At 63.7% G+C, this 24,083-nt stretch carries 25 protein-coding genes; 11 read left to right on the top strand and 14 right to left on the bottom strand.

Annotated elements, in window-relative coordinates:
• Positions 1-158: 158 nt before the first annotated feature.
• On the bottom strand, positions 159-1,022 hold the full coding sequence (locus A5740_RS11730; RefSeq protein WP_076194216.1) for an alpha/beta fold hydrolase: 864 nt from the start codon (positions 1,020-1,022) through the stop codon (positions 159-161).
• Between the two features lie 91 nt (positions 1,023-1,113).
• Positions 1,114-1,698 carry a TetR/AcrR family transcriptional regulator gene (locus A5740_RS11725; protein ID WP_076194214.1) on the bottom strand — a complete coding sequence of 195 codons (585 nt, stop codon included), beginning with the start codon at positions 1,696-1,698 and terminating at the stop codon, positions 1,114-1,116.
• Between the two features lie 94 nt (positions 1,699-1,792).
• Here A5740_RS11725 and A5740_RS11720 point away from each other — a divergent pair, with 94 nt between their 5' ends.
• The 6 genes from A5740_RS11720 (at position 1,793) to A5740_RS11695 (ending at position 7,651) form a co-directional block, all read left to right on the top strand.
• Positions 1,793-2,941 (top strand): acyl-CoA dehydrogenase family protein, encoded by a 1,149-nt coding sequence (locus A5740_RS11720; protein WP_076194212.1) that lies wholly within the window; start codon positions 1,793-1,795, stop codon positions 2,939-2,941.
• Positions 2,942-2,965: 24 nt separating this feature from the next.
• A complete protein-coding gene (locus A5740_RS11715; protein WP_076194210.1) occupies positions 2,966-4,180 on the top strand; it encodes an acyl-CoA dehydrogenase family protein in 1,215 nt (404 codons plus the stop codon).
• Positions 4,181-4,353: 173 nt separating this feature from the next.
• Positions 4,354-5,232 carry a phosphotransferase family protein gene (locus A5740_RS11710; protein ID WP_256386368.1) on the top strand — a complete coding sequence of 293 codons (879 nt, stop codon included), beginning with the start codon at positions 4,354-4,356 and terminating at the stop codon, positions 5,230-5,232.
• Between the two features lie 125 nt (positions 5,233-5,357).
• Positions 5,358-6,101: a glucose 1-dehydrogenase gene (locus A5740_RS11705; protein WP_076194208.1), complete on the top strand. Its 744-nt coding sequence runs from the start codon at positions 5,358-5,360 to the stop codon at positions 6,099-6,101.
• A 174-nt stretch (positions 6,102-6,275) separates the two neighbouring features.
• On the top strand, positions 6,276-7,211 hold the full coding sequence (locus A5740_RS11700) for an NADP-dependent oxidoreductase (RefSeq protein ID WP_076194206.1): 936 nt from the start codon (positions 6,276-6,278) through the stop codon (positions 7,209-7,211).
• A 29-nt stretch (positions 7,212-7,240) separates the two neighbouring features.
• Positions 7,241-7,651, top strand: coding sequence for a nuclear transport factor 2 family protein (locus tag A5740_RS11695; RefSeq protein ID WP_083654065.1), 411 nt, complete (start codon positions 7,241-7,243; stop codon positions 7,649-7,651).
• Positions 7,652-7,758: 107 nt separating this feature from the next.
• On the opposite strand, the gene A5740_RS11690 is transcribed toward A5740_RS11695, so the two are convergent.
• Both A5740_RS11690 and A5740_RS11685 read right to left on the bottom strand, forming a co-directional pair.
• Entirely contained in the window at positions 7,759-8,106 is a 348-nt protein-coding gene (locus tag A5740_RS11690; protein WP_076194204.1) for a putative quinol monooxygenase, read from the bottom strand.
• 58 nt (positions 8,107-8,164) lie between these two features.
• Positions 8,165-8,683 carry a hypothetical protein gene (locus tag A5740_RS11685; RefSeq protein WP_076194203.1) on the bottom strand — a complete coding sequence of 173 codons (519 nt, stop codon included), beginning with the start codon at positions 8,681-8,683 and terminating at the stop codon, positions 8,165-8,167.
• Positions 8,684-9,134: 451 nt separating this feature from the next.
• Between A5740_RS11685 and A5740_RS11680 the strand changes: the two genes are divergently transcribed.
• The 4 genes from A5740_RS11680 (at position 9,135) to A5740_RS11665 (ending at position 12,607) form a co-directional block, all read left to right on the top strand.
• Positions 9,135-10,127 carry an acryloyl-CoA reductase gene (locus tag A5740_RS11680; protein WP_076194226.1) on the top strand — a complete coding sequence of 331 codons (993 nt, stop codon included), beginning with the start codon at positions 9,135-9,137 and terminating at the stop codon, positions 10,125-10,127.
• A gap of 120 nt (positions 10,128-10,247) precedes the next feature.
• Positions 10,248-10,763 (top strand): hypothetical protein, encoded by a 516-nt coding sequence (locus A5740_RS11675; protein WP_076194201.1) that lies wholly within the window; start codon positions 10,248-10,250, stop codon positions 10,761-10,763.
• A 150-nt stretch (positions 10,764-10,913) separates the two neighbouring features.
• Positions 10,914-11,558 carry a TetR family transcriptional regulator gene (locus A5740_RS11670; protein WP_083654061.1) on the top strand — a complete coding sequence of 215 codons (645 nt, stop codon included), beginning with the start codon at positions 10,914-10,916 and terminating at the stop codon, positions 11,556-11,558.
• Entirely contained in the window at positions 11,555-12,607 is a 1,053-nt protein-coding gene (locus tag A5740_RS11665; RefSeq protein WP_076194198.1) for a helix-turn-helix domain-containing protein, read from the top strand. The genes A5740_RS11670 and A5740_RS11665 overlap by 4 nt, the downstream gene beginning before the upstream one ends.
• Here A5740_RS11665 and A5740_RS29390 read toward each other — a convergent pair.
• Genes A5740_RS29390 through A5740_RS11645 form a run of 4 tightly spaced genes read right to left on the bottom strand, consistent with a single transcriptional unit; the run spans position 12,572 to position 17,090 of the window.
• Complete coding sequence (locus A5740_RS29390) at positions 12,572-13,117, bottom strand: MarR family winged helix-turn-helix transcriptional regulator (RefSeq protein WP_076194196.1); 546 nt, start codon at positions 13,115-13,117, stop codon at positions 12,572-12,574. The two genes, A5740_RS11665 and A5740_RS29390, sit on opposite strands and share 36 nt — an antisense overlap.
• On the bottom strand, positions 13,110-13,724 hold the full coding sequence (locus tag A5740_RS11655; RefSeq protein ID WP_076194194.1) for a TetR/AcrR family transcriptional regulator: 615 nt from the start codon (positions 13,722-13,724) through the stop codon (positions 13,110-13,112). Before A5740_RS11655 ends, A5740_RS29390 begins: the two co-directional genes overlap by 8 nt.
• Complete coding sequence (locus A5740_RS11650) at positions 13,711-16,647, bottom strand: RND family transporter (protein WP_076194193.1); 2,937 nt, start codon at positions 16,645-16,647, stop codon at positions 13,711-13,713. The genes A5740_RS11655 and A5740_RS11650 overlap by 14 nt, the downstream gene beginning before the upstream one ends.
• 23 nt (positions 16,648-16,670) lie before the next feature.
• Positions 16,671-17,090, bottom strand: coding sequence for an MmpS family transport accessory protein (locus A5740_RS11645; protein ID WP_371454748.1), 420 nt, complete (start codon positions 17,088-17,090; stop codon positions 16,671-16,673).
• A gap of 344 nt (positions 17,091-17,434) precedes the next feature.
• On the opposite strand from A5740_RS11645, the gene A5740_RS11640 reads away from it, so the two are divergent.
• Complete coding sequence (locus tag A5740_RS11640; RefSeq protein ID WP_076194189.1) at positions 17,435-18,688, top strand: trans-acting enoyl reductase family protein; 1,254 nt, start codon at positions 17,435-17,437, stop codon at positions 18,686-18,688.
• A gap of 24 nt (positions 18,689-18,712) precedes the next feature.
• On the opposite strand, the gene A5740_RS11635 is transcribed toward A5740_RS11640, so the two are convergent.
• From A5740_RS11635 to A5740_RS11610, 6 genes are all read right to left on the bottom strand, one after another.
• Entirely contained in the window at positions 18,713-19,765 is a 1,053-nt protein-coding gene (locus tag A5740_RS11635) for an alcohol dehydrogenase catalytic domain-containing protein (RefSeq protein WP_076194188.1), read from the bottom strand.
• An 89-nt stretch (positions 19,766-19,854) separates the two neighbouring features.
• Positions 19,855-20,820, bottom strand: coding sequence for an alpha/beta hydrolase (locus tag A5740_RS11630; RefSeq protein ID WP_076194186.1), 966 nt, complete (start codon positions 20,818-20,820; stop codon positions 19,855-19,857).
• 149 nt (positions 20,821-20,969) lie between these two features.
• Positions 20,970-21,335 (bottom strand): DUF732 domain-containing protein, encoded by a 366-nt coding sequence (locus A5740_RS28730; protein WP_175616224.1) that lies wholly within the window; start codon positions 21,333-21,335, stop codon positions 20,970-20,972.
• Positions 21,332-21,994, bottom strand: a complete 663-nt coding sequence (locus A5740_RS11620) for a hypothetical protein (RefSeq protein WP_076194183.1) — start codon at positions 21,992-21,994, stop codon at positions 21,332-21,334. Before A5740_RS11620 ends, A5740_RS28730 begins: the two co-directional genes overlap by 4 nt.
• A gap of 51 nt (positions 21,995-22,045) precedes the next feature.
• On the bottom strand, positions 22,046-23,089 hold the full coding sequence (locus A5740_RS11615; protein ID WP_076194182.1) for an MlaD family protein: 1,044 nt from the start codon (positions 23,087-23,089) through the stop codon (positions 22,046-22,048).
• Complete coding sequence (locus A5740_RS11610; RefSeq protein ID WP_076194180.1) at positions 23,086-24,078, bottom strand: MlaD family protein; 993 nt, start codon at positions 24,076-24,078, stop codon at positions 23,086-23,088. The genes A5740_RS11615 and A5740_RS11610 overlap by 4 nt, the downstream gene beginning before the upstream one ends.
• Positions 24,079-24,083: the final 5 nt, after the last annotated feature.

The following is a 24,083-nucleotide window of genomic DNA, read 5'->3' as shown; positions in this document are numbered from 1 at the left end:
ACGCCCGGCCGGCCACCCCTACTAAATACCCCCCCTTCGCGGGGGGGGGGGGCCCCGGGGGTGCGGCCGCCGCGGGGGGGGGGGGGGGGCGGCCCCCCCCCCCCGCGGCCCCCCACACCACAGCCTTCGAACGTTCCGGAGCGCGTCGTGTCGAACGGTCAGGTAGGCGTTCCCGCGTCGATCGCACGTTGCGACGCATAGAACTCACTCAGCAGGGAATTGACTTCCTCGGCCGCATCGCGTGGAAGCCAATGCCCTACCCCGGTGATGCGACGGTATTCCCATCGGCCGTCGGCGAAGTCCTGCGAACCGGTCATCTGCGCTTCGGTGAGCGTCATGTCGGCGTCGGACCACATGGCCAGCACCGGACATGTGACGCTCCCCAAATGTGGATAGGGATCGAGATCGAGAAACGTCTCTGCCCGGAAATTCGCGCGGTACCAGTTCAATGCCGCGACCAACGCACCCGGCCGCTCGAGATCCGCCAGCTGCTGGTCGAGTTGATCGTTTGACTCCCGGGCGGCTCCATCGAACGCCCAAGATCGATACCACTCCCAATCGCGTTGCGGCAGCATCTTCTCTGCGACACCGACGTGCAGGACCAACAGGATGTACCACGCCAGTGCGCGTTGCCTGTCGCCGGCGAGAAAAAACGCTCGCGGGTGGCCTACCGACAAGACGGTCAATGTGTCGACCCACTGCGGAAACTTGGCGGCAATGGCCCAGGCGATCGACGCTCCCCAATCGTGTCCGACCAGGTGAACACTCCCCGTGTCCAGCGCGGACAGCAGTTCGAGAATGTCAGCGATGATCGCAGCGCTACCGTAGTTTTCGACCCCCTCGGGACGGTCGCTGTCACCAAAGCCCCGCAAGTCGGGGGCGATGACCCGATAGCCGTCCCTGACCAGATGTTCGATCTGGTATGACCACATCGCGGCGCGGTCTGGAAAGCCGTGTAGCAGGAGCACCGCTGGACCCACACCCTCGTCGATCACGCTGAGCGTCACATTGTTCAGAGGCATTTTCTTGGGAACGAACCTGCTTCGGTACGGCACTGATGCGCCCTTTCATGGTCTTCTCGGCCAGCCTTACCGCGATGCACGAACGGCACCGTCAGGCGTCGATGCCTCGGGTGAGGATCGAGGCAAGTTCGCGGTACGCCGCCGCATCATCCAGCCCCGTGCTGTCACGCACGCTGCCCCGCTGTATGCGCACCATCATCGCGGCGGCCAGCTCGCCGGCGAACGCCGCGTGCACGTCCCGGAATTCGCCGTTGGCCACACCTTCGGCGATCAGATCCTGCACCCGCTTGGCCGCAATTTGGGTGTTGCGTTCGTATACCGCCCGCGCAGGTGCGAACGCATCGAGGTCAGCCATGAAGCGATCAGACGCGGCTTCCAGTCCGTCTCCGACGGCCAGTAGATATGTGGTAATGCGCTGCCGCGCACCGCTGACCGGTTCGACGCGTTCCTCGATCGCATCGGTCGCCCGCTTGAAGAAGTGCACCACAGCGGAGTGCACCAGTTGTTCCTTGCTGGCCGCCAGCGCATACAGCGTCGACTTCGAACACCGCAGTCGCGACGCGATCTCATCCAAGGTGAGGTCGGCAAAGCCCTCGCGAAGAAAGAGGGCGACCAGCTCGTCGAACAAACCGACGCGACGCTTGGTGGCGAACTGAGGCTGACGTTGGCTCGGCACCCCTTGGATAGTACTGCCGACCGGTGTTAGCGTACTCACGAACAGTACTGTAAACGATCCTTCAGTACTCCTAGCAGTTCGAAGACGGAGAATCATGCCCGTTGATCGCATGTTGCCGAGCGACGATGCTCGCGACCTCATTGACCTGACCCGCACGATTGCCGACAAGATCTTGGATCCCGTCGTCGATCAGGCCGAGAAGGACCGCGCCTATCCCGAAGGTGTGTTCGGCACGCTGGGCGAGGCGGGCCTGCTGACTCTGCCCCAACCCACCCAGTGGGGCGGCGGAGGCCAGCCCTACGAGGTGTACCTGCAGGTCGTCGAAGAGATTGCGGCGCGCTGGGCCGCGGTCGCTTGCGCCTTGAGCGTGCACAATCTGTCGTGTCACGCACTCGTCGAGTTCGGTACCGATCAACAACGGGACACCTGGCTTCCACACATGCTGGACGGCAGCACGATCGGCGCCTACAGCCTGTCGGAGCCGCAAGCCGGTTCGGACGCCGCCGCCCTGGCCTGTAAGGCCACCGCAGTCGACGGTGGATACCGGATCGACGGGACGAAAGCCTGGATCACCCACGGCGGGGTCGCCGATTTCTACACGCTGTTCGCCCGCACCGGAACAGGGTCGAAAGGCATCAGCTGTTTCCTGGTGCCGAAAGACACGGAGGGTCTGTCGTTCGGCAGCCCCGAGGACAAGATGGGTCTACACGCGGTGCCCACCGCATCGGCGTTCTACGACAATGCGTTCATCCCCGCCGAACGACGCATCGGCGTCGAAGGGACCGGCCTGCACATCGCCTTCAGCGCACTCGACAGCGGCAGGCTCGGAATCGCCGCCGTTGCGGTCGGTATCGCACAAGCCGCACTCGACGAGGCAGTGCGCTACGCGAACGAGCGAACTGCCTTCGGCCGTCGGATCATCGACCATCAGGGCCTGGGCTTCCTGCTGGCCGATATGGCAGCCGCCGTCGACTCCGCGCGCGCCACATACCTGGACGCGGCGCGTCGACGCGATGCCGGCCTGCCCTACTCCCGACTCGCCTCCGTCGCCAAACTCGTCTGCACCGACGCCGCGATGAAGGTCACCACGGACGCCGTCCAGGTGCTCGGCGGTGCCGGCTACACCCGCGACTACCGCGTCGAACGGTATATGCGCGAGGCGAAGATCACCCAGATCTTCGAGGGCACCAACCAGATTCAGCGACTGGTGATCAGCCGCGCCCTCACCGAAAAGTTCCGCTGACAACCGCGTCGAGAGGGATGGAGCATGGACTTCGAGCCAAGCGCACGCGCACAGGAGTACCTCGAACGCGTCGACGCCTTCATCGACGGCTGCGTGGCTCCCGCAGAGTCGCGCTATGAGCAGCAACGACGCGACCTTGTCGCAGCGGGTACGCCGCACGAGGTACCCGGGGTCATCGAGGAGCTCAAGGCGCAGGCACAGGCTCGCGGACTCTGGAATCTGTTCCTGCCACAGTCAACCGAGCCGGCTCACGGCTTGAGCGTCCTCGACTATGCGCCGTTGGCCGAGCGCACCGGTTGGTACCCACAGCTCGCTCCGGAGGCGATGAACTGCTCGGCACCCGACACCGGCAACATGGAACTACTCGACCTCTTCGCCACCGACGACCAACGCGAGCGGTGGCTGAAACCCTTGCTGAGAGGTGAGATTCGCAGCGCCTTCGCGATGACCGAGCCCGACGTGGCGAGTAGCGATGCGGGAAACATCGGCACCACGTTGCGGATCGAAGACGACGAGATCGTGGTCAACGGACGCAAGTGGTGGACCACCGGTGCGCTCGACCCGCGCACGGCGTTCTACATCGTGATGGGCATCAGCGATGCCCAAGCCGACCGGGCCGGCCGGCATTCCTTCGTAATCGTGCCCGCCGACGCCCCTGGGGTTTCGGTGGTGCGCGACCTTAGCTATTTCGGCTACACCGACCAGAACGGCCACGGCGAGGTCACCTTCGTCGACGTGCGGGTCCCGCGCGCAAATCTGATCGGCGCCGCCGGGGCGGGGTTCGCCATGGCCCAAGCGCGGCTCGGTCCCGGACGCGTTCACCATTGCATGCGGGCCATCGGGATGGCCGAACGCGGCATCGCGCTGATGAAGGAAAGAGCCGCGGAGCGCGTCACGTTCGGCCGGCCACTGGCCAAGCAAGGGGTGATCGGCGAATGGATTGCCGACGCGCGTATCACCGTCGAACAGCTGCGGCTGCTGGTGCTGAAAACCGCGTGGCTCATCGACCGGCACGGCGCCCGCGAAGCGCGCACCGAAATCGCTGCGATCAAGGTGGCCGTCCCTCGAGGGGTATGCCGGATTCTCGACGACGCCATACAGATATTCGGTGGGGCCGGTGTCAGCTCAGACACGCCACTGGCATCCCTGTGGGCCGCGGCGCGCACCATGCGCATCGCCGACGGTCCCGACGAGGTGCACCTTCGGTCCATCGCCCGAGTCGAATTGGAGAGGACGTGACCCGTTTGCGCGCCAGTTCTGACGAGGTCATCGGAATCGATCACGAGGCAGTCGAGCGATGGTTCGCAACTGCCGTACCGGACGTGTCGCTCCCCTTGTCTTTCTCTCTGCTCGCCGGCGGACGCTCGAATCTGACCTACCGGGTCGTCGACGCATAAGGCCGATCCTGGGTTCTGCGCCGCCCTCCAGCCGGGCCACTGGCTCCCGGCGCCCACAGCATGGAACGCGAATGGCGCATCCTCACCGCCCTACAAGCCAGCGCCGTCCCGGTTCCGCCGACGACTGCGTTCTGTGCCGACCCACAGGTGACCGGCGCCGCGTTCTATGTCATGGACCACGTCGACGGCACGGTGATCGACAGTGCGAAAAGCGCTTCACAGCTTTCACATTCGGCGCGGCACCGACTCGGAAGCGACATCGTCGCCACCCTGGCGGATCTGCACCGCGTCGATCCCGGGGTGGTCGAACAGCCACCGGTGGCACGCACCCGCTCATACGTCAGTAGGCAATTGGACTTCTGGATGCGCCGCATCACCGGTGGCGGCTCCCCGCGCACACCAGAAATTCTCGACGTTCACGGATTGCTTTGTCGGGCCGAACCACCACAGCGGTGGATCACACTGACCCACGGCGACTTTCGTCTCGGAAACATCCTGGTCGCCCCGTCAGGCACCATCGAAGCCGTCCTCGACTGGGAACTGTGGACCGTCGGTGACCCGTTGGCCGACCTGGGCTGGTTAACCGCCTGGTGGAGCCTCGCCGAGGACGACGGTTGGGTTCCCCGGCGCGCCGCGAGTTTCCCGTCGGTGTCCGAGCTGGCATCTCGGTATCAGCAGTTGACCGGTCGTGACAGCTCCGATCTGCCGTACTACACGAGCTTCGCGCTATGGCGGCTTGCCTGTATCGCCGAGGGGGTCTACGAGCGCTACGTGTCTGGAGTGATGGGCAGGCCCTCGGTATCGCTTGACGTGCTGGCCACCAGACCGCGCGAGCTGGCCGCAGCCGCACGGACCGAGCTTGCCGAAGGCGGTCGGGCTCCAGCCCACCACTAGTTGTTGACACGTCCTCGCGACCATGGCTAGCTTGATAGAGCAATCTATTTAGTATTCGGGATCACATTCCGAACCCGAAAGCTGTTCCACGCAAGCAGTCCGTCAACGCGAGGAGAAGAGGTCCGATGGGAAATCTAGAAGGCAAGGTCGCGATCGTTACGGGATCGTCGCGCGGTATCGGCGCGGCAATCGCAGCACGCTTGGCGGCCGACGGCGCGTCGGTCGTCGTGAATTACGTTGCGTCGAAGGACAAAGCCGACCACGTCGTCAAGCGGATCGAGCAGGCGGGCGGCAAGGCGATCGCGATCCAGGCCGACATGGGCGACTGGTCGCAGGCGCAGATGCTCGTTCAGAAAGCGGCAGCGGAGTTCGGCCGTCTCGACATCCTGGTCAACAACGCGGTACAGGAGGTGGGCCGAGAGCCCATCGAGGACCTGACCGAGGAGTTCACCTACAAGCAGTTCGCGGTCAACATCATCGGACCGATTGCAGCCATGCAGGCCGCTGCGCCGCTGCTGCCCGAAGGCGGTCGCATCATCAACATCAGCTCGTGCGTCACAGTTCATCCGGTCCCCTGGAGCACCGTCTACTCCGGAACCAAGGCCGGGCTGGAAGGGGCAACCAGGTCGCTCGCCGCCGAACTCGGGCCGCGGAACATCACCGTCAACTTGATCGGGGTGGGATTCACCAAGACGGATCTGATCGGGACGAACTCCAAAGAGCAGGACGATGCCTTGATCGCCCGCACGCCGCTGGGCCGCATCGGAGAGCCGGAGGACATCGCCGACGCGGTTTCTCTGTTGGCATCACCGGACTCACGTTGGATCACCGGACAACTCGTCGTGGCCAGTGGAGGCATCGTTCCCTGATGCAGAGTCTCCACACGGCGTGACATCGCACCACGTTGGTGAACCTGTTCTTCCTGCGGGCCTTTCGACGTCAACGACTGAAGTCGACAACCGCATCTCGCTCGGCGGGCCGCCGGCCCGCCGAGCAGGCAGGGGTTGCGCTGCTGACCGCCCACACGAATCGAAGGAGTATGGATGAAGGCCGTTGGAGTTGTGGAATTCGGAGGGCCCGAGGCACTCGACGTCGTGGAGCTCCCAGAACCCCCCGACGCCGAGGAAGGCTGGATCCGCATCCAGGTCCGTTCCGCAGCAGTCAATCCCGCGGATATCGCGATGCGCAGTACGCGAGGACCAGCGCAACCACCCTTACCGCCGTACGTGTTCGGCATGGATGCCGCAGGAGTGATCGAGCAGATCGGAGCGGGCACCGACACCGACCTGAAAGTCGGTGACGAAGTGATGGCGATCGTGATCCCCCAGGGCTCGTTCGGCGCCTACTCCGAACAGATCATCGTCCCCGTGCAGTCGGTTGCGCCGATCCCCGCCGGCACGACGTTGTCGGAGGCTGCGACACTGCCGATGAACGGTCTCACCGCGCGCTTGGCGCTCGACGAACTACGGCTGAAGCCAGGAGACACCCTCGCGGTGACCGGAGCTGCCGGAACGCTCGGCGGCTACACCATCCAGCTGGCCAAAGCCGACAGCCTCACCGTCATCGCTGATGCTTCCGAAGCCGACAAGAGACTTGTGCGCGACCTGGGCGCCGACCATGTCGTTCGACGCGGACAGGATTTCGGCCGCCAGGTGCGAGAAATCGTGCCCGGTGGAGCCGACGGGGTTGTCGACTGCGCGTTGCTGGATGAAGCAGTCGTGCCGGCGGTTCGTGACGGCGGCGGCGTCGCCACCGTTCGCGGCTACCAAGGCGAAGATCAGCGGGGAATCACGTTTTACCCCGTGTATGTCCCCAAATACGCCCGCGAATCCGAAAAGCTCGACCAGCTTCGCCGACAGGTTGAGAAGGGCCAGTTGACCCTCCGCGTCGCGAAGACCTTCCCCGCCGCACAGGCGGCAGAGGCCCACAAGTTGCTCGAAGCCGGCGGTGTTCGCGGCCGGCTGGTTCTTGAATTCTGATATCCACGGATCCGAAAGGGGACCGCGCAATGACGAAAGCGATGACGGTGAATGAATCCACAGAGTCGGTGGTGCGCAGATTCATGATCGCATGGGAGCGTTGGCACGCAGACGAACTCGCGACTTTCCTCGCCGACGATGCAGTCTGGGTGGATGGCCACAACGAGCCGTGCATCGGCGCCGATGCCATCAAGGCCCGACTGGAAACCATAGGACGGCTGATTCCCGGCCCTACGGTCGAAGTCAGGCATCTAGTCGTGCATGAGGACACTGTGATGGTTGAACGCGTCGACGTCATTCGACTCCGGGACAAGACGTTCAACGCCGAGGTCACCGGGGTGTTCGATCTAGACCGAGACGGGCGCATCGTACGGTGGCGCGACTACTACGACTCCCGAACGCTGCATGAGAACGTCGTGGCGGTTCTCCGCACACCGTAGCCGGGTAGGACAAGCTGCCGACCGGATGCACTGCTTGTCTCAATACCCTCTTCAAAACCAATGTGCCCGATTGCTCGACAAGCAATCGGGCACATTGGATTTCTCGACTACAAACCGATGAAACTGGCAAAGACTGCCGGCTTCGCGGCGGCCAGTGCCTGTTGCAGCTCCGGCGAGACGTCGCCGAAGACCTCGATATCGAGTCCGCCACCGAGCGCTGCCAGTTGACCGATCACGGCGCCGGCATTCGCCAGATGGGCAAGTACGGCCGCGGAATCCTGGTATTTCTCCAGGACCACACACGTCGTCTGGCTCTCGTTGAGAAACCAGTCGTACTGCAGGGCTCCGGATTCACCACGCACCGCGACAACTGCCTGCTGCGCAAGCGCTTTGAACGCCTCCAGCTGCTCGCTCGCAATACTCGGAAACGTAGCCCGAAGTTGAATACTGCCCACGGATTCTCCCAATCCTTCGACCTCCGATACATCTGATGTGCCCGTCGGGCGGTCACCCTTATCGGATCGTGAGTCCTCGACGCTCGGCGACCGCGTACGCATCATGCTTGTCGATCATCGGGGCATGGTCGCTCAACTTCGAGACGCCGGGCAGACTCTCGAAGTCGGCACCGAGGTTTTCGGTCATCATCGCCGCGAAGTTGGGATCCATGTACATCCGCTCACCGGAAATCAGCTTGGCCACCGGATCGAACGACATCACCACCAGATACTGACCAGTGACCCGCTCGCCACCAGACGTCGTGAACGACACATGCGCTTCCCGGATCAGCGTGTTCGCGGCCGTGGCGTGCACACGCATCTCGGCAGCGACATTTCGGCTCCGGTTCCCGGGCAGGATGCGGGAGTACGCCTCGCGCACCGCGGCCTCCCCCTCGAAGGCCAGCCCCAGAGTGGCAAGCTCGTAATGCGGGTTGGGCGCCAGGGTGGCCATCGTCGCATCGATATCCTCTTCCAGCTCGGCGATTTCGTGCGCGAGCAGGATCGCTTCCATTTCCTTCTTGGTCAGTTCTTCCATGGCGGGCCAACTCTCCTTTGATCGGTCTGGGCTGCGATCAGATCTATCGCCGGTGTGTCGCCCGCCTGACGACGGAACGACTTCTCGGACGCCGCATGGAGTAGATAGATTGATCTAGCCCGAGACCCTAGTCACACTTTCGCATCCCCGTCAATGGGCCCGCACCGATCGTCCCGCACCCTCGCACCTCCCTCGGATCCACCGATCGGGATGCGCTCAGAGTTGTTGACGACTCCAGAGACTTGCGGCTAATGTCTCGACTAGATCAATCTATACAGCGGTGCTCCCATGACAGCAATAGCGATGTGCAGTGCTGCCAGATCGATCGCCTCAGGTCGGTGACCGATCTGGTTCAACCGCATGAATGAAACAACAACATCCCCCAGACCGGTTGCGCCGCAGGCACGATGCCCGCGGTCTCGTCACCGGACGTCCGATCAAGGAAGGTGTCATGTCCGATTCTTTCAACGCTTTCGTCCTGAACAAGGGAGACGACGGCTTCAGCGCCGGCGTACAGCAGCTGACGCTCGATGACCTGCCCGCCGGCGATGTCACCGTGCGCGTGCAGTACTCGAGCGTCAACTACAAGGACGGCCTGGCCTGCCTGCCCGAGAGCCCCGTGGTGGGCACCTACCCGATGGTGCCGGGCATCGATCTGGCCGGCACGGTCGTCGAGTCGAGTGACCCCCGCTTCACCGCCGGCCAGGAAGTCCTCGCCATCGGCCGCGCACTGGGAATTTCACAATTCGGCGGCTATGCCGAATACGCCCGCCTGTCGGGCGACTGGGTCGAGCCCTTGCCGGCCGGCCTCACACTCAAGGAGGCCATGGCGCTCGGCACCGCGGGCTTCACCGCGGGCCTGTCGATCCAGCGCCTGGAGGACAACGGCCTGAAGCCGGGCGATGGTCCAGTCCTCGTCACCGGCGCCACCGGCGGCGTCGGCAGCGTTGCCGTGAACATGCTTGCCGGCCTCGGCTATGAGGTCGCCGCCAGCACGGGCAAGGCAAGCGAGCACGACTACCTCCAGGATCTGGGCGCCACCAAGATTCTCAGCCGCGAAGATGTCTCCGGCCAGAGCGACAACCCCCTGGAGGCCGAGCTGTGGGCCGGCGCCGTCGACCCAGTGGGTGCGGACACCACCGCCTATCTGCTGCGCACCACCCGGTACGGCGGCTCCGTCGCGACCTGCGGGCTCACCGGCGGCTTCGCAATCGGCACCACAGTGTTGCCGTTCATCTTGCGTGGCGTGAACCTGCTGGGGATCGATTCGGTGCAGTGCCCAGCCGATGTCCGAGGCGCGGTGTGGAAGCGTTTGGGAGCGGACCTCAAGCCGAAAAACTTGGCCGAGAGCATCTCTCACGAGATCGGCCTCGACGAAATCCCCGCGGTGACCGCGAGCATCCTCGGCGGCGGCGTCAAGGGCCGCACGATCGTGCAGCTGTAGGCCACCGGCATGCACCGCGCAGCGTGCCCAAAAAGCTCGGCGCCACAAATTTCAACATTTCGGCCACATCTGACATACAGACATGTCAGACTGGATGCTCAGCAGAGAGGAACAATGTAGATGGCCACAACACTCACCCTGGAGCAGATGGAAGAGCTGCTCAGGCTCCATGAGGAGGCCGAGTTCAATCTCGACCTCGACGCGACCATGGATACGCTCGTCGAGAACCCCGTCTACGAGTTACCGTCGCTCAACTGGTACATCGAGGGCCGAGATGCCGTCAGAGAGCTATATGACCGGATGCTTCGCGGCGGAGAAGTGCGGAACTTCTGGGCAGACAAACGCACCCACGCAGTTTCGGACAGCAGCCTCATTCGCGAGGCCTGGGTGTACTTCGACACCGATGAAGGGGTCCGGACCACCGGCTGCTACAACGTCGTGATGGATTTCGAAGGCGACAAGATTCTCGGCGAGCGGATGTTCATGGACGCCGTGTACAGCGAGACCCTCGCCAAGGTGCTCGGCCCGGATTTCGGCGACATCCCAGGCGTTTATCGACTGAGTGAGAAACAGCCGCCACCCGTGGCCCGAATCGACGACCGGGCCGCCGCACACGCCGCCAACTCGAATCACTGATCCAACAACGTCTTCAGGGTTTGCACTACGGGCCTGCCGCGAGTACGCGGCGGGCCCGTAGCTTTGCGGGCGCATGCAACTGGGCAGGGTGAGACAAATTGACAATCCCCCATGTCGAACCAAACAGTTCGGTTTGGTACAGTTCATGAGGTGACGTCCTCGCCCGAGACAGACACCACCCGCGACCGGATCCTGGCCGCCGCGGCAGACGAGTTTGCCCAGTACGGGGTGGCGGGAGCCCGCATCGACCGAATCGCCCGCAGGGCCAAGTCGAGCAAGGAACGGTTGTACGCCTACTTCCGGAGCAAACAAGAGCTGTACCGGTGCGTCGCGGAGCATGAACTGGCCGCGATGACCGACGCGACCCGCCTGGATGCGACCGACCTACCTGGTTATGCGGGGCGGGTGCACGACTACTTCACTGCCCGCCCCGACCACCTGCGGCTGATGCAGTGGGGCCGGTTGGACGTCGCCGGCGCCGAAGTGCCCGAGGACCCGTTTCAGGAAGCCGTTCGGCAGACCGTGTACCGCGGTGTTGGGCAGGTGCGGCAGGCACAGGCAGCCGGGCATCTGGATCCGGCCTGGGATCCGATCGATGTCATGGTCATCGTCACCCAGATCGCCTTGGCCTGGGCCTGGCAACTTGACCTCGTCCAGCTCGCCGGGAAACAGGTCCGTAACCCGGACCCATCGGCACGCCGAGCGGCAATCGTCGCTGCCGTGGCTGGGTTGTTCCCCGCAGCCGACGGCACGAGTTCGACCACTGCGCGCGAAGATCGAGGAGCCCAGTCGTGAGGGAGTGGATCGTCAAGCTGAACACGATCGACGGTGGAGCGGCGGAGGCGCTCCGGGTGATCGAGCATTTCGACACCCTGGTGGACCAGCGGTGTTCGGCGCTGGCGATGCTCCGCGCAACCGCTTTGCTGGCCGATTGTCCGGTGGGACTGGATGATCCGGAACGCGGTCTGCGCGCAGCTGTCGATGCAGCCGGGCGGACCATGACCGAGTTCGGCGCCGTAACGGCCTCACGTCAGATCGAGCGGTTCGAGGAGATCACGGTCTGGATGGATCGAGAGGATCCGGCATGTCCGTTGGACCACCTGGTGCTGGAACGGTTCGCCCGCAGCTTGCACGCGGTCAAGAAAACCCGCGACACAAACCCCGTCGTGGCCGCAACGCGTATCGCCTGTGATCCCGACGCCTCCTCCACCGACCGCGACAACGCACTACGCCAACTTGGCCTGGGCCCGACCATCACGGTGGTGGCCAGCCACCTGGCCGATGCGCAGCGCATGCCCCGAGGGCTGGTTGTCGACGAGCATCAGATCCACCTCCTCCCGGCATCATTGGCAGACAAGACGATCCCTCTCGATCTCGCGGCCGGAATACATACCTGCGCGGGCATCGAGGTCCACCGGGAATGGCAGTACGCCGTCACCGCCCTGCGCGTCGCCGTCGATGTGACGACTGGCAGGCCCACTCATGTGCGCTACGACGAACTCGGCAGCACCGCCACCATCGTGGAGAACATCGATGCGGAGACCGCAGCGCGGTCGCCCGACGTCCGCCACGTACGCGAGCTCCAAACCGAAAGGCCTTGGGTCATACCGACTCTTGAGGCTTTGCTCAATCACAGCAGTATCCGCGAGACGGCCCGCTCGCAGAATCTGCACCACTCCACCATGCGCCAGCGCATCTCTTGGTTGGAACGCCAGCTTGGCTATCCTCTGCTCAGCAGCGGCGGATACGCCCGTATCAGCAGCACCCTGACACTTTGGCGGATCACGATGGCGGCCGAACGGCCAGACTCAAAGGTTCCGGCCGCGGCGGCCATTTGTCGGTGAGCGAGGAGTTGGTCGCCTCGCATCGGTTGACGGTTGGACGTGGGTTGAAGAAAAAATGTCTCGCAGGATAGGCAAGGCCCGTCTCAGTGCTTCGCAATCCTGCATGCTCAACTGACTGAGTGCGACGCGGGTTGTGTTCTCGCGCTTGGATATCGACAGCTCATATTCTTCACGTCCGTGTTGTGTGATCGCAATATGGACTTCCCTTTGATCGGAAGCACGCGATGAGCGGACGACCAGGCCTGCTCGAGTAAGGCGTTGTACCGCCACGCTGGTCGCTGCGGGAGTGACTCCGAGTGCTTCTGCGAGATGCGAGGCTCGCGTCGGACCCAGTGCGCTGAGGGCCGACAGGTAGCCCAACTGCAGCGCGGTCACTGCGCCGCTCCCCTCGTTCGCCTCACATTGTCGTTGGCCGGCCCAGAGTCGAAGTAGTACTCGCTGCAAGCGCTCGGCCACCTCGTCCGGTTGAGCCCTCGAGGCGCCTATGGCCGTGGTCGTGGCATCAGACATCCGTGGGGCACAGGGCCGGCAGTATGAGAGTTTCGATGACCTCCCTGACGTACTCCGCGTCCACGCTCTGACCAGTGATGGCACGCATCAGTCCCATTCCGGTGAGCACGTCTGCGACGAGCGACCAGTCACGGTCACCGGCAATTTCGCCACGAGCAGCCGCCTGGCTCAAGATGGCCGATACCACGCGACGGCCACGGAACAGGATCAATTCGTCCAACGCCGAGGCCAGTGCCGGGTCGTGCACCGCTTCTAATGCGACGCGCAGAATCAAGTCGTTGGAGATCATGTCCGTGTCGTTGTGTGCCGCACGATCGATGATGACTTCGAGGTCGCCGGAAAGGCTGCCTGTGTGCGGCGCTTCCTCGTTGAGCAGATCAGGCCGCCAATACACGAGTGCATCGGCGATCAGAGCCGTCTTGGACGACCACCGTCGATAGATCGCGGCTTTTCCCACCCCCGCGCGTGCACAGATGTCGTTCATGTTGGTGGCGTCGTACCCACGTTCGGCAAGAATGGCCAATGTTGCGTCGAGAATCGCTGGATCGCGTGAACGGTCCAGGCGCCCGTCCGTACGTTGGCGCAGTTTCGACTCAGATTCGGCCATGATCTCCGGCCTCCGGTGAACCGTCCGGCCGCGGCGACGCCGGTGTTGTCGCGACTTGAGCGAGGGGGGCCGTGTCGTCGTCGATCTGCTTTCGCTCCCGCTGTAAGCGGCCACGCCGGGTGATCTCAATGGTGTTGAGCGGCCACCAGAACCAGCGCCCCAGCGCCGCGGCGATCGACGGAGTCATGAACGCCCGCACGATCAACGTGTCGACGATCAAACCGATACCGATCGTGGTGCCCAGCTGGCCGACCACCCGCAGGTCACTCACGACCATGGTCAACATGGTGAACGCGAACACCAGACCTGCTGCGGTGACGACCCGTCCGGTCGCTCCCATGCCGCGGATCATGCCGGTGTTGAGCCCGGCGTGGATCTCCTCGCGCAGCCGCGAGACCACCAGCAGGTTGTAGTCCGACCCGACTGCCAGCAGGATCACCATGGACAGCGGGATCACGATCCACTGCACGCCCAGCCCGAGCACGTCCTGCCACAGCAGCACCGACAAACCACACGCGATGCCCAGCGACGCGGCCACCGTCCCGACGATCACCAACGCTGCCACCACACTTCGGGTGATGATCAACATGATCGCGAAGATCAGGATCATCGACGCGATGATCGCGATCATCAGATCCGTCTTGACGCCATCCTGCATGTCGGCGTACATCGAGGCGGTACCGGCCAGCGACACCTTGGCGTTGGACAGCGGGGTGCCCTTGACCGCATCGGCTACAACGTCTTTCATGTCGCGGACGTGCTCGATGCCCTCGACCGAGGCCGGATCGCCCTGGTGCGTGATGATGAAACGGACCGCATGGCCGTCCGGTGAGACGAACATCTTCAGGCCCCGCTTGAAGTCGGGGTTCTCGAACACATCCGGCGGCAGATAGAAGAAGTCGTCGTTCTTGGCCTGATCGAAGTACAGACCGATCTCGGTGGCGCCCTTGGCTTGTTCCTGTTGTTGCGCCTGGATTCCGGCCATGGTGCTGTGCGTGGCGATCATGAAATCGCGCATCCGCGACATCGAGTCGATGGTGGTCCGCAGCACCGGCAGCATCTGCGGCATCAACTGGTCCATCCGGTCCATGTCGACGACGAGTTTCTGCGTCTGGTCGGTGAGTGTGTCGATACCGTCCAGGGTGTCGAAGATCGACCGCAGCGACTGACACACCGGAATGTCGTAGCAGTGCGGCTCCCAATAGAGGTAGTTGCGCAGCGGCCGGAAGAAATCGTCGAAGTCGGCGAGGTTGTCGCGCATCTCCTTGATCGCATCGAGCATGTCGTGGGTATTGCCGACCATGCTGTGGGTCGTCGCCGTCAGCTCGGACATGATGCTGTACATCCGTTCCATGCTGGCCACGGTGCGGCCCATCTCATCGGCCTGCTCGAGCATCTGCGCCGAGTTGTCGTTGTTGAACTTCGCGCTCTGCAGCGTGCCGGCGTTCTGTGCGCCGAGCATGTACGGGATCGAGCTGTGCTCGATCGGTGAGCCCAACGGACGCGTGATGGTCTGCACCCGTTCGATACCGCGCATGTGGACCACCCCTTTGGCGACCCGATCGATCACCAGCATGTCCGCCGGGTTGCGTAGGTCATGGTCGGCCTCGAGCATCAACAGTTCCGGGTTCATCCGGGCCTGGGAGAAGTGCCGGTCGGCCACACCCATGGCGAGGTTGGCCGGCATGTCCGCCGGCGTGAACTTCTGGTCGTTGTACTGCGGCACATACGTCGTCAGGCTGATAAAACCGATGACGGCGACCAGGCTGGTGACGAAGATGATCGGGATCGGCCAGCGCACCACCGCAGTGCCGACCTTGCGCCACCCTCTGGCCGACAGCTCCCGCTTCGGGTCGAGCAGACCGAACTTGGACGCGACCGTGAGCACGGCGGGCGCCAGCGTCAGGGCTGCGGCGATGATCACCAAGATCGCGATCGCACAGGGCAGACCCATGGTCTGGAAATACGGCAGCGTGGTCATGGTCAAACACATGCAGGCGCCGGCGATGGTCAGTCCGGATCCCAGGATCACATGGGAAACACCGTGATAGGCAACGTAGAACGCGTCTTCTCTGTCCAGGCCCCTCGATCTCTCCTCGTGATAGCGCCCGAGCAGGAAGATCACGTAGTCCGTCCCCGCGGCCAACGACAGCATGGTCACCATGCTCACCGCATACGGGGTCAGGCCGATGATGTTCACATACCCGGCCGCCGCCGTGACGAATTGTGCGGCAAACAATTCCAGGCCGATGATGACCATCGACACCAGCATCGTCACCACGGAGCGGTAGATGCCGAGCAGCATCACGATGATGACGCCGACCGACACCAGCTCCATGACCCTCATGCTCTGATGACCGGCGATGCTGGAATCCGCGTTGAGCACGGTGTTGCCGGCCACGTGGGCCTTGATGCCCGGCGGTGCGGGCACCGAGTCGACGATGTCGCGTACCGCGGCCACCGACTCGTGGCTGGCGCTGGTGCCCTGCGACCCATTGAGGAAGATCTGCACGTAGGCGGACTTGCCGTCCACGCTCTGTGAGCCCGCCGCGGTCAGCGGATCGCTCCAGAAGTCCTGGACGTTCTGGACATGCTCGTGATCGGCTTCGAGCTTGTCGATGATCTCGTCGTAGAACTTGTGGGCCTCGTCGCCGAGCTTCTCGTCGCCCTCCAGCACCACCATCGCCGAGGAGTCGGAGTCGTACTGCTGAAACACCTTGCCGATGTTCAGCATCGACTGGTACGACGGTGCATTCGTGGGACTCAGCGGCACGGAGCGGGTTGCTGCGACTTCGCCGAGCGAGGGAACGAGTGCGCCCAGCGCGACCACCACGAGCACCCAGAAGATGATGATCGGCAGCGAGAGGATCCGGACCATGTGGCCGATGAACGGCCGGTGGGGTTTCGCGTGTGCGTTGCCCATTCGCTCGCTTCTCTTCACAGTGCTCATACGGATTTCACCAAGCAGTAGATGAACGGTTTGACAGTGTCGGTGCTCGTCCGCTCGTCACGGACCTCGCCGTCGACGGTCACCCGGCAGCGCAGATCACTCACGTCGCGTTCCCCTTGGGCCATGATGTTGGCCGACATCGAGGGCAGGGTGGTGATGATCGTGAACGACCAAGGCAGTGGCGTGTTTTCGATGAGGTGAGGTTGACCGTTCTCATCGAGGTAGTTGAGATTCGCGGTCCCACCGGAACCGGTGACCTCATACGTGATGTGCTTCGGGTTGAAATTCGCGGTGATACCGGAGCCTTCCGCGACTCGCGGTTCGTGATGGCCGGACTCCCGGATCCGAACGATCGCGTACGCGCCCAGAGCGACGACCACCACCAAAGTCAGCGGTATCCACGCTTTCTTGAGCAACCCGAACACAGTTGCGCCTCCTCGGTTCCTAATCCGCGTCGCCCGATAGGCCGACCGAAATCGGCTGTCCGACAAAGCTTCGCCATTGAACGGCACGTAAGCCCAACCGTATGAGGAACCAGAGTTCCGCATACCGGCGAAACGGTACCCGAGGTTGCTTAGCGAATCTATCGATGAAGGCCTTATCTGACAGTGAGAGTTGTCACATGCCGCCCATTTGGGGCGTTCAGCGCGGCGTCGAGCAACGCCACGGACACGAATACCCGCCAAACGGAGGGTCTTTCAGCCTTCAGAGCCGCCAATTGGCCACATCGTCGCTGCCTGCGGCAGCGTAGTTTCGGCCTATGGCTCAACAGCGGGAATTCGACATCGTCGTGTACGGCGCCACCGGCTTCGTCGGCAAGCTCACTGCCGGCTACCTGGCCAAGGCGGCCGGGTCGGCCAGGATCGCCCTCGCCGGCCGGACCGTCGAGAAGGTGCGCGAGGTGCGCGGCGGGCTCGGTGGATCGGCTCAAGAATGGCCGATAATCGAGGCCGACGCCGGGTCGCCGACCTCGCTGGCGGCGATGGCCGCGCGGACCCAGGTCGTCATCACCACCGTTGGGCCATACACGAAATACGGCCTGCCGTTGGTAGCGTCATGTGTGGAGGCCGGTACCGACTACGCCGATCTCACCGGTGAGACTCCCTTCATCCTGGCCAGCACCGAACAGTTCCACGAGCAGGCCGCTGACGCCGGTGCGCGGATCGTGCATTCGTGTGGATTCGACTCGGTGCCTTCTGATCTCACCGTCTACGCCCTGTATGACCGTGCGCATGCCGACGGCCAGGGTGCGCTCACCGAAACCAACATGGTGGTGCGAGAGTTCGTCGGTGGCGCATCCGGAGGCACCCTCGCCTCGATCCTCGAAGCCCGCCGCACCATGTCGGGTAACCCCGACATCCGGCGGGCAATGCTCGACCCCTACACACTGAGCACCGATCGCGACGCCGAGCCCGACCTCGGGCACCAATCTGATACCCCGTTACGGCGCGGAAGGCAGATCGCGCCCGAGTTGGACGGTAGCTGGACCGGCGCGTTCATCATGGCGGCGGAGAACTCACGCATCGTACGGCGGAGCAACTCACTTCTGGACTGGGCATATGGCCGCACGTTCCGCTACGCCGAGCAGGTCAGCAGCGGACCTTCGATGCTCGCCCCGGTCGCAGCGGGAGCCTCCACAGCCGCTCTCGCCGGTCTATCGCGGCTCGGCATGCGTCACGCCGACAAGTTGCCCTCGAGATTGTTGGAACGTGTCATGCCCAAACCGGGCACCGGCCCCAGCGAACACGCCCTGGGCAAAGGCCGCTACCGCATCGAGACATACACGACCACCACAACCGGCGCCCGGTACCGAGCCGTCATGGCCCAGAAGGGCGATCCGAGTTACCTCGCGACCGCGGTGTTGCTCGGCGAGAGCGGACTGGCCCTCGCGCTGGACCGCGACAAGCTCTCGGATCTACGCGGGGTGCTCACTCCGGCCGCTGCGATGGGCGACGCGTTGCTCACCCGACTGCCGGCCGCCGGGGTCGTCTTCGAGACCACTCGGCTGAATTGACCCACGGCCGGCCGATCGTGCGTGTCAGTCCGTCTTGATGAGAATCTTTGCGCCGGCGCCGCTGCGTAGGGTGTGGAGCGCGTCGACGATGCCTGCCAGAGGCCGCTCCTCGACCCAGCCCGTGGTGTCATACACACCGTTGGCCATGGCAGCGATGACGGCGTCGAATTCCTCGGGTTGGTAGCCGACCGCGCCCACGATCTCGGTCTCCCCCATCATGAGCATCGTGGGCTGGAAGTCCATCGGATGCTCGTGGAGCGCGGCGACCACGATGCGTCCACCGGCTACCAAACCGGCCAATGCCGACGTGATCGCGGCGCCCGCACCCGCGGCATCCACCGCGGCATCCACACCGGCCCCGCCGGTGAACTCGGCGATCACTGCGGCGAGGTCCTCGTTCACCGGGTCGACGACCGTCGCACCCAACCCGGCGATGATCGCTCGGCGGTCCGCACTCGGCTCGGAGACAAGAACTTTCTCCACACCGCGCGCCTTGAACGCGAACCAGGCACCGATCCCGATCGGACCCGCTCCCGCGATGAGAGCCGACCCGCCGGGCTCTACGCCGCTGCGGGCGACGGCATGCCAACCGACCGCCATCGGCTCGACGAGCGCACCCAGGCGCAGGTCGACGTTGTCGGGCAACAGGTGCAGCGCCGACGCGGCGACCGTGGTGTATTCGGACAGACCACCGCCGGGTGCGTTCGCGCCGACCGAGCCCATCAGCCGACACGAGAAGTGCAGTCCCCGGCGGCATGCGGCACACTCACCGCAGTAGGCGGCCAGCGGATATACCGCGGCACGATCACCGACCTTCACGCCTGTGACGCCCTCACCCACCTCGACAACGGTGCCGGCGAACTCGTGACCCAGAATCTGCGGCAACGCAGCACCGGTAAGGGGATGCGGCTGGTTGGGATCGAACGGCAGGGATTCAGGGAAGAAGTAGTAGTGCAGGTCCGAGCCACAGATACCCGAATATGCATTACGCAGCTTCACCTGTCCCGGCCCGGGGGTGGGCTCTGCAACATCCTCGACACGCAGATCTTCCTTGCCATACCACTGCGCAGCTTTCATTGTTGGCCGTCCTTTCTATGACGTTGTGTTGGTTCCACGCCGGCGGTATGCGCAGCGGACATGCCCCGCTCTCTCCACCAGCTCGGTAGTTAAGTCCCGAAAACCTTTGCCACCCAGGCATTCCTGGTTGCGATCGCCGACTGCGCCAGCGCGGTGTGCGGGGCGATGAGGTCGAATCCGTGAAATCCTCCTGGCCACACATGCAATTCGGTCTGGACACCGCATGACCACAGGCTCGTCGCGTAGGCAACGTCCTCGTCGCGGAACACCTCCGCCGAGCCACAGTCGATGTACGCCGGCGGCAGGCCTGTCAGATCGGTGGCGCGGGCGGGCGCGGCATAGATCGAAACATCGTCGGTGCCACGGCGATCGCCCAACAGCGCGGTCCAACCGGTCACGTTGCTGGACCTGATCCAGATGCCTTCGGCGTCCCACTGTGCGCTCGAAGCGGTCTGGTCACGATCATCGAGCATCGGACATATCAGCACCTGTCCGGCCAGCGGCGGCCCGCTGCGATCGCGTGCCATCAGTGCATTTCCGGCTGCGAGACCACCGCCCGCACTCGTCCCGGCGATGATCAGCCGGTCGAGATCGATCCCTAGCTCAACGGCATGCTCGGCGGTCCACAGGAGCCCGGCGTAGCAGTCTTCGACCGGGTAGGGATCGGGAAACTCCGGCGCGATCCGATATTCCACGGTGACTGCCACGGCATCGTGCGCGACGATCCACGGCATGATCTGACTGATGCCGGCCATCCGGTTTCCGACGATCATGCCGCCGCCATGCGTGTGGTAGATACCTGGCCCCATGCCGGACTTGTCGTTCCGGGAGATGACCGAGGTGAGGAGTTCGACGCCTTCGAATCCCTGGATCGTGACATCGCGCCGCACCAGGCCGGCTGCTGCCAACTCGTCGTCCGTGACGACGCCGGGTGCCGGCGCTCTACGTAACTCCTCGATCGTCTCCAATGTGACGTTCGGGATCTGGTCCCCGACGGCGGCAAGAATTGCCTCCAGCTCCGGATCGAACGGCAGTCGGGCGACATGGCTGTGCATGGATGCTCCTACGAACTTCGCTGCGGCGCGTCATCGCGCCCACTTCCCATGCTCAGTTCTCCGACGCAGTACGAGTAGCCGCCAAACGCAGCGGATTCTGACTGATCTGCCCGCCATTTGGTCACTTCACCGGCGGATCAGCTTCTCGGCTACGGAAGCGGCTCCCATGGCGGCGGCCCGTCGCGGTCGTCGCACAGCTCACTGACGGCGGTGTCCACGATGAAGTTGGCCTGATCTATCGACAGCCCGTAGGGCGGGTGTAGGGCATCTTGGAATACGGCTTGCTCGACCCACTGCCGTGGTGGCTTGCCCCGCTTCCGCAGTTCGCAGACCTCGAAGCCCCATTCCTTGAGCTCGTACTCACCACGCGGAGTACTGACACCGGCATCGGTGAGCTTCTTCATATAGGAGTCGACGCCGGCATGGGCTTGGCCGATTCCGGCAATACCGGAAGCCAGGCTCAGGCCGACCGCGACGCCCACTCCGAGAACAGCCGACCGCCGACGAGAAGTCACTTGTCGCCCACGACCTGACCGATGCCGCCCACGTCGCTGATCTTCCAGCCGTCGCCCGGATTGATCGTCACCGAGTAGGTGGCGGTCGATTGCAGATCCTGGGGCGCCTGGACAGTCTTGGTCATGACGCTGACGAACGAATCGACCACGTAGATACCGTTGTCGTGTGAGCGCACCTTGGCGGCAATGGGTTTCGCGGTGGAGGACCACTGCAACGGAAGCAGGATCTGCTCCATCGCGTTGGCCGCGTCGGTGAGTTTCTTACCCAGCTCGGGCGTTGTCCCGTCGACCAATGCGCGCTTCCACGGCGCGAGATCTTTGTAGTCCATGACCGCGGCTCTCACCGCATAGTCGAGCGCAATCTGCTCGGCACGTGCGTTGTCGTTCGCCTGCTGAATCTGCGCGTCGACCTTGCCGTTGGCGCCGATGTACAGCCAGGACATCACGCCCAACGCCGCGACCAGTGCGGTGATGAACAGACCGAGGGACAGGCTGCGGACCGACAGGGAGATCCTGCGCTCACTGCGCAGGCCCGTGTCCTTGCTCGCAACGTCGGCATCCCGAACCTCCGCGTCGTTCTCCTCCCCAACCGGAACGTCCTTCTCAACCTCGGTCTCGTCGGTATCCGGAGTCTTGTCCTTTACTGCGGTGATGTTCACAGCCTCACCATCTTCCGTGTTGTAGTTTCACTGTCTTCGGCCCCGCAACGCTCACCCGCCGGCCGGCAGAGCTGGCGGTTCGACCGGTGCCACGGGTTGATCGACTGACTGCGCGTCAGCCGGTGGCGGCGCGGGTTGAGCGTTCGGCGGGAGCGTGACGTGCAGTTCGATCGCACCGTCCGGGGGCGTCGCCGCCAAGAGATTGGTCAGAATCTGGCTGCTGTCCACATTGCTGAGCGCACTGGCAATCGCCTGGACATTGGGCGTGAGGGGCTCCGTCAGCACCCGCAGGTCCGAACCCCTGTCATCCAGGAACTGCTGAAGACGCTGCATGAACTTTCCGAAAACGTAAACATCCCCCGGCATGTCGTTGCGCAGGGCGAAGCCGACGCCCGCATCCCACATCTTGGAGATCTGTGGCCCCAGGGCCTTGAGAGCCGGAGCAGGTTGCGCGAGCATGGAGCCGACGAACCCCGCGTTCTCCAGCAGGCTTTGGAGGTTTTCCAACGCCTTCTTGCCCTGACCGTTGAGTCCGACGGTGGTGTTGTGCAGCACTTTTCCGGCACGCTCCAGGTTGGGCAGCACTATGTACGGATCGGGCAACGCGGCGTCGGCCTGGTTGACGACGTTCTGCAGTTGGCCGGGATCGAGTTGCTCGAGGGTCCGGGCTAGCGTCGCGCCCAGCTCGGTGATCGACTTGGGCGCCACGATCGATTCCGGTGCGATGTGTTGTCCATCGACAAACGCCGGTCCTCCGCTCTTGAGAGGCTCAAGCTCCAGATAGGACTCACCGAGCGCCGAGAGGTTCTCCAGTCGGACCAAACTGTCACTGGGAACGGTGAACTTGTTGTCGATGTAGAAGTGCACGGTGGCATTCGAAATCGAGGTGTCGACCCGGTCGACCTTGCCGACCGGGACGCCACGCCACAGCACATTGGACCCGGCCACGAGGTTGTTCACATCGGTGACATCCATGGCGAGGTTCGTCCGGTTGTCTGGTGGTCCCACCCGGATGCCCAAATCAGCAACGTAGGCAAGGAAGGCGGCGATCATCACCACAAAAGAGGCGACTACCGCTGTGGCTCTGATGATCACGGGACAGCTCCTAGCATTCGCAGCACCTGCTCGACATTGCCGGACAGCTCCCGTCCGTCGGGCCCGACGATCGAGGTGATGTTGATCGCGGGGTGTTTCTCCTGGGAAAGGTAGGACTCGTTGATGAACTTCCGCCACAACGGATATTCGTGCTCCACCACCTGCTTGGCGCCCCGGATCGCTCCCAGCGCGTTCGCGCCAGAAGAAAAGGTCGGGACCAGCCAGAAGCCTTTGCTGTAGATGCTGCCGACCGAGGGCAGTAGGTTGCCGACCTCACGGGCGACAACTGTCGATCGCTCGAAACCACTTACCCCCTCCGGGGTGAACCAGAAGCTCATCTGGGGTGCCCACGTCGAGACCACGGTCGAGGTCTGCTGCAGGCTGTCGATGAGGATGTCGACCGTGTCCAGATTGTCCGACAGCTCGTTGAGGTCGGTGGTCACCTGTGAGACCACCCGGCGCACCTCCTCTTTCGGCGGCGTGATCCGGTTCAACTTGACGAGGGTGTTCTGCGCCCGCTGGATCGACCCGCTACCGATGAAGTTCGCCAAATTGGCGATGGTGTCCTCAAGTTGCGGTGGAGAAATCGTCTGTGCCAGTGGGATTCGCGCATCAGCGGGCAACGGTGGGGCCGGCGGGCTGCCGTCGGTCGGGCGTTCCAGTGCCAGATAGATGTCGCCGAGCACGGTGGCCTGTTGCAGGACCGCGGTCACGTTGGCCGGCACGGCGACCCCTCGGTCGATCCGGGCCGTCACGTCGACATGGGTGCCGACCTCGGCAACCTTGCTGACCTCACCCACCGTCGTACCGTCCATGACGACTTTGGCCCGATCCGGCAGGTTGAGGACGTTGGCGAACTCGGCGACGATGTCGTAGCCGTCCGACCGGCTGTGGCCCGGCAACGGGATCGAATCGACCGACAACGTCGACAATGTCGAGCAACCAGTCAGGCACAGGACGCAGGACACAGCCCCGACCAATGCAGTCATTCGAA

This window comes from Mycobacterium sp. GA-1841 (assembly GCF_001954135.1).
Classification (GTDB): domain Bacteria; phylum Actinomycetota; class Actinomycetes; order Mycobacteriales; family Mycobacteriaceae; genus Mycobacterium.
This window is presented reverse-complemented; position numbering and strand designations above follow the sequence as displayed.

What these genes read in the sequence shown, in the direction of transcription:
- A5740_RS11730 (WP_076194216.1), bottom strand. Translation starts at nt 1,022, where the DNA reads ATGCCTCTGAACAATGTGACGCTCAGCGTGATCGACGAGGGTGTGGGT.
- A5740_RS11720 (WP_076194212.1), top strand. Translation starts at nt 1,793, where the DNA reads ATGCCCGTTGATCGCATGTTGCCGAGCGACGATGCTCGCGACCTCATT.
- A5740_RS11715 (WP_076194210.1), top strand. Translation starts at nt 2,966, where the DNA reads ATGGACTTCGAGCCAAGCGCACGCGCACAGGAGTACCTCGAACGCGTC.
- A5740_RS11705 (WP_076194208.1), top strand. Translation starts at nt 5,358, where the DNA reads ATGGGAAATCTAGAAGGCAAGGTCGCGATCGTTACGGGATCGTCGCGC.
- A5740_RS11700 (WP_076194206.1), top strand. Translation starts at nt 6,276, where the DNA reads ATGAAGGCCGTTGGAGTTGTGGAATTCGGAGGGCCCGAGGCACTCGAC.
- A5740_RS11695 (WP_083654065.1), top strand. Translation starts at nt 7,241, where the DNA reads ATGACGAAAGCGATGACGGTGAATGAATCCACAGAGTCGGTGGTGCGC.
- A5740_RS11685 (WP_076194203.1), bottom strand. Translation starts at nt 8,683, where the DNA reads ATGGAAGAACTGACCAAGAAGGAAATGGAAGCGATCCTGCTCGCGCAC.
- A5740_RS11680 (WP_076194226.1), top strand. Translation starts at nt 9,135, where the DNA reads ATGTCCGATTCTTTCAACGCTTTCGTCCTGAACAAGGGAGACGACGGC.
- A5740_RS11675 (WP_076194201.1), top strand. Translation starts at nt 10,248, where the DNA reads ATGGCCACAACACTCACCCTGGAGCAGATGGAAGAGCTGCTCAGGCTC.
- A5740_RS29390 (WP_076194196.1), bottom strand. Translation starts at nt 13,117, where the DNA reads ATGTCTGATGCCACGACCACGGCCATAGGCGCCTCGAGGGCTCAACCG.
- A5740_RS11655 (WP_076194194.1), bottom strand. Translation starts at nt 13,724, where the DNA reads ATGGCCGAATCTGAGTCGAAACTGCGCCAACGTACGGACGGGCGCCTG.
- A5740_RS11650 (WP_076194193.1), bottom strand. Translation starts at nt 16,647, where the DNA reads ATGGGCAACGCACACGCGAAACCCCACCGGCCGTTCATCGGCCACATG.
- A5740_RS11640 (WP_076194189.1), top strand. Translation starts at nt 17,435, where the DNA reads ATGGCTCAACAGCGGGAATTCGACATCGTCGTGTACGGCGCCACCGGC.
- A5740_RS11635 (WP_076194188.1), bottom strand. Translation starts at nt 19,765, where the DNA reads ATGAAAGCTGCGCAGTGGTATGGCAAGGAAGATCTGCGTGTCGAGGAT.
- A5740_RS11630 (WP_076194186.1), bottom strand. Translation starts at nt 20,820, where the DNA reads ATGCACAGCCATGTCGCCCGACTGCCGTTCGATCCGGAGCTGGAGGCA.
- A5740_RS11610 (WP_076194180.1), bottom strand. Translation starts at nt 24,078, where the DNA reads ATGACTGCATTGGTCGGGGCTGTGTCCTGCGTCCTGTGCCTGACTGGT.